This window comes from Sphingomonas sp. CD22 (assembly GCF_034556155.1).
Taxonomy (GTDB): Bacteria; Pseudomonadota; Alphaproteobacteria; order Sphingomonadales; family Sphingomonadaceae; genus Sphingomonas.
The window spans coordinates 60,381-73,407 of record NZ_JAYDYX010000004.1 but is presented as its reverse complement, the minus strand read 5'-3'; the positions used below and the strand labels follow the sequence as shown (position 1 = coordinate 73,407).

Below are 13,027 nucleotides of genomic sequence, written 5' to 3'. Positions count from 1 at the left end.
GACCGACCCACAAGCGGACGTTCAGCCTGCCCTTCCCCCGCCCTCGATGTTCTACGATGCTGGATCGGCGGATGTCGGAGCCGATGAGACGGCACTTCCCGCCTCCACAATCGCGCCGTTCCGCGCCCCGGCGTTCGATCGGGCTACCGGGCCGGGATTTCACGCCGGCAGCAGACCCGTCTGTCGATAGGCGTCGACAAGGTTATCGAACAAGCCAATGTCGGACCGGCTTCTCGCCATGAGCTGCGCACCCGCGATCGATGCGAAGATCGCCCGTGCCTGCGCCTCTGCCGCTCCGGTCGAGTCGGCGATCCCGGCGGACACAAGCATATGGCTGAGCCAGGCAACGTTGACGTCGGTGAAGGCGTGGACCTCCTTCATGACGGCCTCCGGCAGATCGTCATGCTCCGCCGACATGAAGCTGCCGAGGCACAGCCGGTTCTCGCTCTCGAGCGACCGGCGAAATACCTCCGGGTATCGCCGCAACGATGCCTTGGGCTCTTCCTCCTCGGCATGGATCGCATCGAGATCGGCCGCGGCATCCTCCCAGTAGCGCTTGGCGACAGCAGCCCCCAGGGCGGCCTTGCTTGCGAAGTGATGGTAGATGCTCGCCGGCTTGATGCCGACGCGGTCGGCCAGTTCGCGAAAATTCATGCCGTTATAGCCATGCGCCTGCGCGATCCGCCGGGCCTCGGTGAGGATGATTTCCTTCACGTTCGTCGTCGCTACCATTTCCGCTCCACGCGCCTACCTAACGATCGTTAGTTAGCCGTTGACGGCTCCATTGTGAAGACCTAGCAATCACTCCCTAACGAACGTTAGGTAGGAGGCATTTATGAGCGACGACATCATCTTTTCCGACGCAACCGGTCTTGCCGAGCTGATCCGCACAAAGGCGGTGTCCCCCGTGGAGGTGATGCAGAAGCACCTCGATCGAATCGAGACCGTGAACCCGGCGATCAACGCCTTCGTAACCCTCGCCGATGGCGCGATGACGGCGGCGAGGGTCGCGGAAGCGGCCGTGTTGGCGGGCGAAGACCTCGGTCCGCTGCACGGCGTGCCGTTCACCGTCAAAGACTCGATCGACACCGCGGGCGTATTGACGCAGCGCGGCTCCCCGATCTTCAAAGGCCGGCGGCCGGATGCCGACGCGACCAGCGTCGCCCGCATGAAGACGGCCGGTGCCATTCTGCTCGGCAAGACCAACCTGCCCGAGTTCTCCTATTGGATCGAGAGCGACAACCTTCTCTCCGGCCGATCGAACAATCCATGGGATGTGACCCGCACGCCGGGCGGCTCCAGCGGTGGCGAGTCCGCCGCCATTGCCGCTGGCATGTCACCGATCGGACTCGGCACGGATCTCGCTATCTCGGTTCGCGGTCCAGCGGCACAGACCGGCATCACCTCGATGAAAGCGACGCACGGCCGGGTGCCGATGACCGGCATCTGGCCGCGTGCACCCCGCCGCTTCTGGCACGTCGGCCCGATGGCGCGGTCGGTACGCGACCTCGCCCTCGCCTTCTCGCAGCTTGCGGGTCCCGACGGCCATGATGCCTTCGCGACCAGCACCGTGCAATTCGACGCCGGCATCGGGCGCCAGCCCGATCGCCCGCTGCGCGTGGGCTGGATGGTCGGCCCGGGTTTCGGCCCGGTCGACGCCGAAGTGACGGCGACGGTCAGGGCCGCAGCGGAGGCGCTGAAGAATCTCGGCATCCACGTCGAGCAGGTCGGCATTCCGGCGCTGGAGCGCGACTTCGCCCTGGACGCGTTCAACCGGATCCACGTCATGGAAATGAAGCCCGCCTTCCGCGCGGCGACCACCGGTCACGAAGACCAGATGTACACGATGGCGAAGACGATGCTGTCGCTGCCCGACACGTCGATGGCCGACTTTATCGAGGCCGAGCAGGCCGTCGAACGCATCCGTGACGGCTATGCGGAATATTTCCGCGATTTCGACGCCCTCATCACCCATGTGCTGCCGATCCCGGCACACAAACATGGCGTCGACACCTTCGTCATCGACGGGCAGACCGTCGACGCGACCTATCTTCAGGGTGCCACCGTCCCACTCAACCTCACCGGACTGCCGGGGATTTCGATGCGCTTTGGCACGAGCACGGAGGGCTTGCCCATCAACGTGCAAGTCGTCGGTAGCTGGCTTGCGGAATCCACGATCCTGCACGTGGCTTCGCTGCTGGAAGGCGTCAGCCCGGTGCGCCATCTGCGCCCTCTCCTATGACGGTGAAGTGCCCCCGGTCGGTGTCTCCGGGGGCGCTCGCCGGCTCCGGCCGCCCGAATTCCCGCAAGGCCTCCCGGCGGCGTTCGAAGGGAAACAGCGAGTACCCCTGAGACCGCCGATTGTGTATCGGATCGTCATGCCGATGACCTTTGCACCTCCCGCACCCCGGCATGAAATGGGCTCGGCTTGAAGTGTCGGAGCGGCTGAATGGCCGATAGTGTCAGACAGGGTCGCGGCGGTGTTCCACCCCGGCCGACGACCTGGCGCGAGCGGCTGGGCGCGCTGCGCAATCTCCCGCCGTTCCTCGCGATGGTTTGGAACAGCAGCCGGCTGCTCACCGCCACGACGGTGGCCGTGCGGCTGGTGCGGGCGTTGCTGCCGGTAGCGACGCTGTTCGTCGGCAAGCTCATCATCGACGAGGTCGTGCAGCTGACCCACCTGACGGCGCAACCGGTCGGGCTCGCGAGCTGGCTGCGCTCCGGCCTGCTCGGCCGGCTTGAGGCGCTGCTGCTGGCCGAATTCGCTCTGGCGGTCGCCGCCGACCTTCTCGGCCGATTGGTGTCGCTCGTCGACGGTCTTCTATCCGACCGGGTCAGCAATGACGCGAGCGTAAGACTGATGGAGCACGCCGCCACGCTCGATCTCGCCGACTTCGAAGATGCCGCCTTCCAGGATCGCATGGATCGCGCGCGTATGCAGGCGAGCGGCCGCATGTCGCTGATGGGGCAGCTCTTCGGCCAGGCTCAGGACATCGTCACGGTCGTGACCTTCGCCGCCGGCCTCGTCGTCTATGCACCCTGGCTTATCGTCCTGCTCGCCATCGCCCTGATACCCTCCTTCCTCGGCGAGGCTCACTTCAACGCGCTGAGCTACGCGCTCAGCTTTTTGCGTACGCCGCAACGCCGCGAGCTCGACTACGTCCGGCAGGTCGCCGCCAGCGCGGACACGGCGAAAGAGGTCAAGATCTTCGGCCTCAGCTCTTTCCTGATCGATCGCTACCGAACCATCTCGCGCGACACCTACGACGCGAGCAGACGGTTGGCGTTGCGCCGCGCGGTCTGGGGTTCCGGCTTCGCGGCGCTCGGCACGATCGCTTATTATGCCGCTTATGCCTATATCGCCTGGCGCGCGGTCACCGGGTCGATCACCATTGGCGACCTCACCTTCCTGGCGGCGTCGTTCCTGCGGCTCCGCGGGCTATTGGAGGGCCTGCTCACCGGCTTTTCCTCGACCGCCGGGCAGGCATTGTACATCGACGACCTCTTCTCCTTCCTCCGAACCGAACCGGGCATCCGCTCGCCCGAGCAGGCGCTGCCGTTCCCGGACCCGGTCCGGCACGGCTTCGTCTTCGACGATGTGGGCTTCCGCTATCCGGGCGCCGAACGCTGGGCGGTGCGGCACCTGTCGTTCACGCTGGCGCCGGGTGAGGTGGTGGCGCTGGTCGGCGAGAACGGTGCCGGCAAGACCACGCTCGTCAAGCTGCTGGCTCGGCTCTACGATCCCGTGGAGGGCCGCATCCTGCTCGATGGACGCGATCTGCGCGAATACGATCTCGATGGTCTGCGCGCCGCGATCGGCGTGATCTTCCAGGACTTCGTACGCTACAATCTGCCCGCCGCCGACAATATCGCGGTCGGCCGTATCGAGGCGCGTGATGATCGCGAGCGCATCCGGGCCGCGGCCGCGGCCTCGCTCGCCGACGGCGTCGTCGCGAAGCTGCCGGACGGCTACGACCAGATGATCGGCAAACGATTCCGGAACGGCGTCGACCTATCCGGTGGCGAATGGCAGAAAATGGCCATCGCCCGCGCCTATATGCGCAATGCTCAGGTCCTGATCCTCGACGAACCCACCGCCGCGCTGGACGCGCGCGCCGAGTACGAGGTGTTCCAGCGCTTCCGCGAATTGAGCGCGGGACGCTCGGCGGTGCTGATCTCGCACCGTTTCTCCAGCGTACGCATGGCGGACCGCATCCTGGTGCTCAGCGACGGCAAGGTCGAGGCATCCGGGACCCATGCCGATCTGCTCGCTGCCGGAGGTCGCTACGCCGAGTTGTTCGAACTTCAGGCCGCAGGCTACCGGTGACAACCCTTTCCACTATCGACCGTCAGCAAGGATTCCACCCATGAAGACCATTGCCCTCGCCCTGCTCATCGGCGCCGTCGCGACGCCTGCCGCGGCGGCCGACATCTCGACCCATGTGCTCGATCTCGCCCGCGGCGTCGGCGGCAAGGCGGTGCCCGTCGTGCTTTCCAAGCGTGATGCGGATGGCAGATGGCAAAAGGTCGGTGCCGCTACGACCGACGCCGACGGACGCGTTCGCAGCTTCGGCGATGCCAAGGCTTTCGACGTCGGCATCTACAGGCTCCAGTTCGATATGTCGGGCTATCCCGATGCCGCATCGTCACCGTTCTTTCCCGAAATCACGTTGACGTTCCGGGTCGGCGACAAGGCCGGCCACTACCATGTACCGGTCGTCGTTAGCCCCTATGGCTATTCGACCTATCGCGGCAATTGATCATGAGCGCGGCGCTTGCCGTCACGGCGCCGGTGTTCAGGATCGCGCATCCGATCGGGTTTGATCTGCGCTGCGCGGCGCCGTTGAGGCCATAGGCCGCCGTGCGTGACGCGAAACTGGCCCCGACCGGCCGATCACCCGCAGTGACATCCGGGCGCAGGAAGCGATCGGTACCGGCTTCCCAGCGTTTTTCGGGAGTGCCGGCGCCGCTAATTGAGGCGCGCCCCCCTGCCCTGGGCCCGGCGCTCCCTGCCCACCGGCTACACCCTCGCCCGCCTGTTGTGCCTCCGCGACGAAAGAACCGGGCAACAGCGCCGCACCCGGCACGGCGGCAAGTAAAGTTCGACGACGCATGATGGTTGCTCCCCGGTGCTCGTGCGCATCTTCACCAACATGCGGTGCTACGACAAGGCACATCAACGTCCGTCGGACGAACTGGCAGAGTTTCAGGGGGCGCGTCAGCCGATCGGCCGCACCAAGCGCGGCATGAACACCAAGCTGCACGGCATCAGCGATACGGACGGGCGCCCCCTGAGCGTCTTCATGACGCCGGACAGGTCAGCGACGACGCAGCGCGGCAGCGACTTCTTCGTAAGAAAAACCGTGAAGGTTGGCTCGGCAGGAGCGCCGCGCCGGCGCTGCTTGGTGTCCGCCGACAGAGCCGGAGCTTGTCGTCCTCTCGCTTATGCAACAGCGCTCAACCGGTTTGCGATGGAGCCTTCCCCGCGGTCTTCGCAATTGCATAGGCATAATAGAACAATGGTAAGAATAGGTGTCATTATCTTTTCTACGTCGATAATTAAGACGACATTCGACCTTCCCAAGCATAGATTTATAATAAATCGAGAATCCGTAACCCACGTTTGTTGACTCTTCGGATCGACAGGCAGAAGGCATTGCACCGAGAACAGCGCGACCGCAGACCACGCTTTTCTTATCGACCAAAGCGCCCATGTGGAATGCCCGCAGGTTTACGCACGTGTCTGATGGCCGATCACCTTACTAAAAGGAGGTCGAAAATGAAAAAGATTCTGTTGATCGCAATGTCTGCTTCTCAAATTCTTTTTTCGAACGCCGACGCAAAGAAGCGGATCGAGGAGATTACGGTTACGGCGCCGCCGACCGTGCCTGTCTGGGCGGCGAAGCTCTCGCGTAAGCTCGACGACACGATGCGGTACCCGGCTGCCATCCTCGGCACGGACCCCGTGCACGGCTTCGTGCGGATTCGTTTTGCCATGAACGCCGACGGCAGCCTCAGCGGTATGCAGATTACGCGAAGGTCGGGTAGCAGACTGCTGGACAATGCGGCACTTAGCGCCGTGGCGAAGCTCGATCGGATCAGCGTGATGCCGATCGGCATTACGGCCGGCCGCTTTATCGAGGCTCATCTTCTGTTCGCGCAGACCGAGGGTCAAATGCGCGAAGTGGTGGCCGCCAACAAGGCGTATCGCGAAAGTCCTTCGGAGCGGATCGCCAGTGCCAATGACAGGCCGCTCCTCCTGGCCTCCCTGGCTCGGATGCCGGACAAACCTGTAGATTAAACCGGCGTCCTCGGGGGTCGCAGTTCACCGGCTCTGCGGGCGGTGAACTGCGCCTCGCGGAGAACCTGTCGTTCGTGGCGGAAGGCATCGCCCGCTCGACATAACGACCTATGGCAATACCGCCGTCGTTACGGTGGTCGCTTGTCCGCAGGAAGAGCCCAATCCAGCCGATCTGGCCTTCGCACCGGCGGCTGCGACCGATGCGCTGATCGAGGCGGAAGTGAAGCGCTCCCCGAGCGACGTTGCCGATTACGACTACAGGCGCCCCGATCGGTGGTGACGCTGCGCACGACGTACGCTAGCGCCTGCCATATGGACGAAGGGGACACCCGCGGCGGGGACGGCATCGAACGTGACGCGATCGTCGATGCAGCGATCGATATCATCGTTCGTCGCGGCTTGACCAGATTGACGCTTCGACCGCTCGCATCGAGCCTCGGGGTGAGCGTCGGCGTGATCTCGGCGAAGATCGGCGCCAAGGATCAGCTGATCGAGCGCGTGATCGATCTGGCCGCAGAGCGCGACCAGCATTTCTTCGATCGCTGGGCCGCCCTTGCGGGGCGCATCGCAGCCGGAGACCGCCGCACGCGTGCCGCTGTGGCGGACCTCGCCTTCCGGGATTGGACGATAGCGAGCCGGCAACAGGCGATCATCCTGATCGAGCTCGTCCATCGTCGCGCCTTGGGAAACGTCGCGTCGGATAGACTCGACCAATGGCTGACGCGCGCCGGGATCTTCTGGTCGACGCTGGTGTTCGGCGTGCCCGCGCTCGCCGACCTCGCACTCGGCTATATGCTCGACGAGGCGGGTTTCGCCCTGGGCGCGGGCGGCGACCCTGCCTATGCGGCGTTGCGCGTGCTGTGCTTGCAGCGGTTCGCCGACGGATCGATTGCGCACGACCATCGCGGCGGGCCGGAGATCGCGCGGCTGATCGCGATGATGGCGCCGGACGATCTACCGATCCCCGCCCCGGACGATCCGAAACGCCAGCATATCGCCGACAGCGCTGCTAGGATCATCGTCTCGCAGGGCATGAACGCGGCGACACATCGCTCGGTGGCGGCCGCCGCCGGGGTGCCGGCATCGACCGTTGTCTACCATTTCGGCGGTCGGGCGGCGCTAGTGGTGGCCGGGCTGCATGCGGTCATCGCCCGCTTCCACGGCGCGCGCGATCGCGCCCGCGCCGGAGGAACTGCGCCCACCGACGACGCCGAGGCCAGCGACTTGGTCAAGGCGACGTCGATGATCGCGCTCGCCAGCATGCGCGAGCCGAGCCTGATCCCCTATGCCCTCGACATGCGGCGACGCCGTGGCGAGAATATCCGGCCGATTGACCTGGAAGCGCTGGGCTTCGGCCGGGGCGCCGCCGCCGGGCATGATCGCGCCGCCGCGCAGGTCGTGTCGATCGCGTTGTTCGGCATGCGGATGGTCGCTATGGGCCGCGCGCTGCCGGAAGACGCATATCATCGCAGTGCCTTTGCCGCCCTCGACGCGTGGAACTCCGAAACCCGGTAATCCCGCCGCGGACGCGGCTGTCATCGGAATGGCATATCCAACGCCTAGGCGGCGCCATGCCACGCCGGCCCACAGATTTGCGCGCGCCGTCGCGCGTGCGGCTGCTCGCGCTTTCGTTACCGACGTTCGTGTTCGCCGGATACGATCTGGCGCGTCGCAGTTTTCTGGCGGCCTATCTCTCCTACGATCTCGGCATGCCGATCGGCGACGTCGGCTGGCTGGTCATGCTCGTCGGGCTTGCATCTATCCCCGCGGAGATGATCGCCGGCGGGCTGTGCGACCGGGGATGGCGGCGGGTCGGCGCACGGACGCTGTGGATGGCCGGAGGCACCGTTTCGAGTGTCGGCGGCGGCGTGGCCCTGCTGGCACTCGACAGGTCGAGCGGCCTCCTCTCCCTTGCGCTCGCGATGCTGCCGCTGGTCGCCGGCTGGGCCATCTGTAACGTCACGCATGGCGCCTGGGCGCTGGAGGCTACGCAGGACAATCGGGGCCGCGCGCAGGTGTTCGGTTTGCGCGCGCTTGCGGGTATCGGCGGCGGCGTGGCCTTTTCGCTGATCGGCGTGATGCAGGCCGGGCAAATGCCGTCTCCTTTTGCCGCGATCCTGATCGCGCTGCTCGTCGCCACGCCGCTTGCCCATCTCGGGCTGATTGCGCTGGTCCCCGACCGGGCCGAACCCGCCGGCGGCTTGCGCCGCGCTGCGCTGTTCGCCCCGATACGCCTGCTATTCGCCACCCGCGGTAACCGCCGGCTCGCCGGCCTGTTCGCGCTCAATGGCGCGCACACCGCGACGACGACTGTCGGCTACCTCTATCTTGTCGGTGCGGCGCTGGCGATCCCCGAATGGGGACCGACGGGCATTCTCCTTCAGTCGATTTGTGCCGCGGTGGGCATCGCCGCCGTCATTACCTATGGGTCCCGCGTGCCGCCTATCCAGACGTTGCGGGTCATATGCTGGATCAATCTGCTGCTGGCGATGGCACTGATCGCACTTCCTCCCGGCCGCCCCGCGGCGCTGATGCTCTGGTCGGCGCTGTTCGGCTTGGTATCGGCGATCGACTTCATGGCGTTGCGGGTCTTGCTGGGCGATCGGCTCGATCTGGCGGCGCGTGCCGACGATGCGAGTGCGCGCGCCGCGGCGTATTATGCCGCCTTCCACCTGCCCTTTAATCTATGCGCCGCGTTGGCGACGGGTGTGCTGTTCGCGGGCTATCGGTTGCTCGGTTTCGATCCGGCCGCGGCGCACGGTGCCGAACACCCGTATGTCGCCGCGCAGCTTATGCCGGCGCTGTATGCGTTGATCTTGATGACCGCATCGCTCCGGCTCGTCCGGCGATACCGGCAGGAGCAGGCGGCGGCCCCCGCACCGCAAGCGCCGGCCGAACCGGAATCAACGTCGACTGAACAAGTGTAATTCTCCTGTCACGGATCACCCGTAGACGATCGCCATGCCTGCCGGCGACTCGACGGCAATCGGGGGATTTCAGAGTGACCACTTCGAAATTAGCGGGCTTGATGACCGGGACCGCCCTGCTCCTCACCAGCGCAGTTGCTGAACAAGCGTTTGCGCAGGCTGCGCCGCAGAGCAGCGAAAGCGCGTCGGCGCCCGCCCAGTCAACCGACGATAGCAACGGCCTCACCGACATCGTCGTCACCGCGCAGCGCCGCCCCGAAAAGGCGCAGTCTGTGCCGATCTCGATCACCTCGGTCAGCGGCGAGCAATTACAGAAGACCGGCTATATCGGGCTGACCGACCTGCAATATGTCGTCCCCGGCGTGCAATATAACCCGACGCAGGGCGCGGCCTTCCAGATCCGCGGCGTCGGCAGCTCGTCGTTCGATCTCTCCAATGCCAAGTCGGTCAACGTCGTCGTCGACGACGTCGTCATGGACAACCAGCGCGACAACGGACTGATCGGCCTCGTCGACATCGCGCGCGTCGATGTGCTGATGGGCCCGCAGGGGACGCTGTTCGGCAAGAATTCGACGTCGGGCGTGATCTCGCTCACCACCAATGCCCCGGTGATCGGCCAGCTCTCCGGCAATGCCTATGGCAGCTACGGTGAGCGTAACGACCATATCGTCAACGGCACGGTCAATCTGCCGGTCGGTACCAGCGCCGCCCTGCGCGTCTCGGCGTTCCAGCAGGGCCAGGACGGTGCCGGCCGCTACGTCACGCTCGACCGCAACCTCAACCGCGTCGACGAATATGGTGTGCGCGCCAAACTGCTCTACCGCCCGCTCGACGCGCTCGAATTCGTGCTCGCCGGCGAATATACGCGGCATTACGACACCTCGGTGCGGACCCCGGTCGGCGGTCCGGCCGGTTCGGTTTTCGCGCCCTCCGCGGCGATCACCGCGCAGATGGCCGCGCTCGGCGTGGTGGCGAACGAGAAGAACACCGACTCGCTCGACAGCTATCTCGGCTCGATCGGCATGACCAACAAAGGCGGGTCGCTGCACGCCACTTACGATCTCGGCGACGTGACGCTGACCTCGATCACCGCCTATCGCGAAACGGTCTACGACAACGATACGCCCGCCGATCTGCTGCCGGCGAACGTCAACGCCTATCTGCCCTTCAACATGGGCCGGCTGCGCTCGAACAAAGTCAGCGAGGAGGTCCATATCGCCTCGTCGACCGGGCATTTCCTCGAATATCTCGTCGGCGCCTTCTACAACCGGCTCAACGCCACGCAGACTCAATTGCAATGGGGTCCGCTCGGTGCGCCGGTCTTCGACGCGAACGGCGTCGGCCGCCCGACGTTATCGGCGAACACCGGCGCGAACGATCCCGTCACCGGCGCGCTGCTCGGCAATACGGTGCGGTTCAAATCCTATAACGAAACCGCAGCGGTGTTCGGCCAGACCAAGTTCACCTTCACGCCACAGCTCAGCCTGACGCTCGGCGGCCGCTACAATTACGACTGGAACGGCCAGTCGATCGGCTATTACGATACCGATCCGCTACCGATCACCGGCTATTCGCCGAGCTTCACCGCGCCCAGCGCGGCGCCGACCGCCGACTTTCGGAACGGGTCGCGCAACGGCGGCAAGTTCACCTACCGCATCGCACCGCAATTCGCGATCAGCCCCGACGTGATGCTCTATGCGACCTATTCGACCGGCTACAAGCCCGGCGGCATCGCGTTCGTCGGCAACAAGTTCAATCCGTACAATGCGGAATCGGTGAAGAGCTGGGAAGCCGGCATCAAATCGGAATTTCTCAATCGCCGCGTGCGGCTCAATTTTGATCTCTATTCCTCGACCTATACCGATTTCCAGGCGACGATCCTGACCCCGGTGACCACCGGCATCGGCGGTTTCATCCTCGCCTCGGCGATCGGCAACGCACCGGGCCTGCGCTCGCGCGGCGTGGAGGCATCGCTGGCGCTGAAGCCGACGCGCGATCTCTCGCTCGGCGGAGCGGTGACCTACAACGATTCGAAATTCACCGTCTATGTCGCCAGCCCGACCGCCAATTATACGGGCACGCGCCTGACCAACGCCCCGCGCTGGTCGTTCACGATCAACGGCGATTACAATACGGAGGTCGGCGCAGATCTGAAGGTGAAGGCGCATATCGATTATGCCTATCGCAGTGCCACGCAGACCGTCACCGGCGCGCTGCTCGGCGACTGGCTGGCGCCACCGGTCAGGAATGCTGACGGCACCTCGACGCCGAATGCCAGCTATTCCTTCATCCCCGCTTACGGTCTGGTTAATGCGCGCCTGAGCGTCGCCAAGATCGATGATACGGTCGAGGTCGGCGTCTATGCGCGGAACCTGTTCGATACCTATTTCTCGACCGGCTACCAGATCTACGGATCGCTCGGCCTGCTGCATTGCAGCACCCCGGCCGCGTATCGGACGCTCGGCGGCTTCGTGAAAATCAACTTTTGACGATCGGTCCGGCGGTGACGGTGGACATTCTCCGAAAGGGAACGACGATGAAGAAGCTGGTGATCGGCCTCGCCGCAAGCTGTGCGACCGCGGCGCTCGCATCCGCGCAAGGCCCCGAATCCGAACCGCGGATCAATCAGATTCAGGTGGTCGGTACGCACAACAGTTATTCGCAGGGCATCGACCCGCGGCTGATGGCGATGGCCGAGGCGATCGTGGGGCCGGTGATGCTTGCGCGCATGAGCAGCCTCACCGGCGCCGCGAAAGCCGCCGCACTCGAATATCACCCCAATCCCGGCAGCCTGACCCAGGGGCTCAATTACCGATATACGTCCCTGTCCGCGCAACTCGATGCCGGTATGCGCAGCCTGGAAATCGACATCAACAACGATCCGGAGGGCGGCCGCTATCTGCACCCCGCTGGCTATGCCGCGCTGAAGGCCAAGAGCGTGGTCGATCCATTGCCGCTGGACACCACCGACATGGAGAAACCGGGCCTGAAAGTGTTCCACGTCGCCGATTTCGACGTGCGATCGAGCTGCAATCTCTTCCGCACGTGCCTTAGTCAATTGCGTCGCTGGTCGGATGCCCATCCCGATCACGAGCCGATCTTCATCCTCGTCGAGGCGAAGAGCGACGCGTTGCCGATCTTTCCGGGATCGATCGCGCCTCTGCCGTTCGACCGCAAGGCATTTGCAGAGATGGACCAGACGATCTTCGACGTGATCGGCCGGGATCATCTGATCACCCCCGACGAGGTCCGCGGAAGTTATCCCACGCTCGAGGCCGGGGTTCGCGCGCACCACTGGCCGACGGTCCGTGCCGCGCGTGGCAAGTTCGTCTTCCTGCTGCTGACCGCACTCGATCCTGCTGCGCTGGCGGCCTATCATCAGGGCCATCCCAATCTCGAAAGACGGGCCGCCTTCCTGCGCGCGAGCCCGGGGGACAGCTATGCGGCATTCCTGCTGATGGACAATGCGACGATGCGGGCGAAGGAGATCCCGTCGCTCGTCAGGCAGGGGTATCTCGTCCGCGCCCGCGCCGATATCGAGACGTACGAAGCACGGGTCAACGATCGCACCCGCGCCGATCTGGCGTTTCGCAGCGGCGCGCAGATCGTATCGACGGATTTCTATCAGCCGGGCAACGGTTACGGCACGCCCTATGTCGTGCGCCTGCCCGGTGGCGGTGCCGCACGCTGCAATCCGATCAACGCACCCGCTGGCTGTTTGCTGCAGCGAGGCCGGTGAGAGGAACGGCGCCAGCGCAGCCGACCTCGCCGTCATAGCCTCACGATTCGAAACCGCCGA

The 13,027-nt window shown here is 64.9% G+C and carries 9 protein-coding genes; 8 read left to right on the top strand and 1 reads right to left on the bottom strand.

Translation table 11 applies throughout. The annotated features are described in order from the left end of the window. Nucleotides 1–159: 159 nt before the first annotated feature. Entirely contained in the window at nucleotides 160–732 is a 573-nt protein-coding gene (locus SFC76_RS09085) for a helix-turn-helix domain-containing protein (RefSeq protein WP_322849160.1), read from the bottom strand. 103 nt (nucleotides 733–835) lie between these two features. Between SFC76_RS09085 and SFC76_RS09080 the strand changes: the two genes are divergently transcribed. The 8 genes from SFC76_RS09080 to SFC76_RS09040 all read left to right on the top strand — a co-directional run bounded on the left by SFC76_RS09080 (nucleotide 836) and on the right by SFC76_RS09040 (nucleotide 12,967). Further along, nucleotides 836–2,242 (top strand): amidase, encoded by a 1,407-nt coding sequence (locus tag SFC76_RS09080; RefSeq protein ID WP_322849159.1) that lies wholly within the window; start codon nucleotides 836–838, stop codon nucleotides 2,240–2,242. A gap of 207 nt (nucleotides 2,243–2,449) precedes the next feature. Further along, nucleotides 2,450–4,327, top strand: a complete 1,878-nt coding sequence (locus tag SFC76_RS09075) for an ABC transporter ATP-binding protein (protein ID WP_322849158.1) — start codon at nucleotides 2,450–2,452, stop codon at nucleotides 4,325–4,327. 40 nt (nucleotides 4,328–4,367) lie between these two features. Further along, nucleotides 4,368–4,760, top strand: a complete 393-nt coding sequence (gene uraH / locus SFC76_RS09070; protein WP_322849157.1) for a hydroxyisourate hydrolase — start codon at nucleotides 4,368–4,370, stop codon at nucleotides 4,758–4,760. Nucleotides 4,761–5,779: 1,019 nt separating this feature from the next. Then, nucleotides 5,780–6,301, top strand: a complete 522-nt coding sequence (locus SFC76_RS09060; RefSeq protein WP_322849156.1) for a TonB family protein — start codon at nucleotides 5,780–5,782, stop codon at nucleotides 6,299–6,301. Nucleotides 6,302–6,343: 42 nt separating this feature from the next. Beyond that, on the top strand, nucleotides 6,344–7,816 hold the full coding sequence (locus tag SFC76_RS09055; protein ID WP_322849155.1) for a TetR family transcriptional regulator: 1,473 nt from the start codon (nucleotides 6,344–6,346) through the stop codon (nucleotides 7,814–7,816). 56 nt (nucleotides 7,817–7,872) lie between these two features. Next, nucleotides 7,873–9,228 (top strand): MFS transporter, encoded by a 1,356-nt coding sequence (locus SFC76_RS09050; protein ID WP_322849154.1) that lies wholly within the window; start codon nucleotides 7,873–7,875, stop codon nucleotides 9,226–9,228. 101 nt (nucleotides 9,229–9,329) lie between these two features. Next, nucleotides 9,330–11,717, top strand: a complete 2,388-nt coding sequence (locus SFC76_RS09045) for a TonB-dependent receptor (RefSeq protein WP_322849153.1) — start codon at nucleotides 9,330–9,332, stop codon at nucleotides 11,715–11,717. A gap of 47 nt (nucleotides 11,718–11,764) precedes the next feature. Then, nucleotides 11,765–12,967, top strand: a complete 1,203-nt coding sequence (locus tag SFC76_RS09040; RefSeq protein WP_322849152.1) for a Ca2+-dependent phosphoinositide-specific phospholipase C — start codon at nucleotides 11,765–11,767, stop codon at nucleotides 12,965–12,967. The last annotated feature ends 60 nt before the right edge of the window (nucleotides 12,968–13,027 follow it).

What these genes read in the sequence shown, in the direction of transcription:
- SFC76_RS09075 (WP_322849158.1), top strand. Translation starts at nt 2,450, where the DNA reads ATGGCCGATAGTGTCAGACAGGGTCGCGGCGGTGTTCCACCCCGGCCG.
- SFC76_RS09080 (WP_322849159.1), top strand. Translation starts at nt 836, where the DNA reads ATGAGCGACGACATCATCTTTTCCGACGCAACCGGTCTTGCCGAGCTG.
- SFC76_RS09085 (WP_322849160.1), bottom strand. Translation starts at nt 732, where the DNA reads ATGGTAGCGACGACGAACGTGAAGGAAATCATCCTCACCGAGGCCCGG.
- SFC76_RS09040 (WP_322849152.1), top strand. Translation starts at nt 11,765, where the DNA reads ATGAAGAAGCTGGTGATCGGCCTCGCCGCAAGCTGTGCGACCGCGGCG.
- SFC76_RS09060 (WP_322849156.1), top strand. Translation starts at nt 5,780, where the DNA reads ATGAAAAAGATTCTGTTGATCGCAATGTCTGCTTCTCAAATTCTTTTT.
- SFC76_RS09050 (WP_322849154.1), top strand. Translation starts at nt 7,873, where the DNA reads ATGCCACGCCGGCCCACAGATTTGCGCGCGCCGTCGCGCGTGCGGCTG.
- uraH (WP_322849157.1), top strand. Translation starts at nt 4,368, where the DNA reads ATGAAGACCATTGCCCTCGCCCTGCTCATCGGCGCCGTCGCGACGCCT.
- SFC76_RS09045 (WP_322849153.1), top strand. Translation starts at nt 9,330, where the DNA reads ATGACCGGGACCGCCCTGCTCCTCACCAGCGCAGTTGCTGAACAAGCG.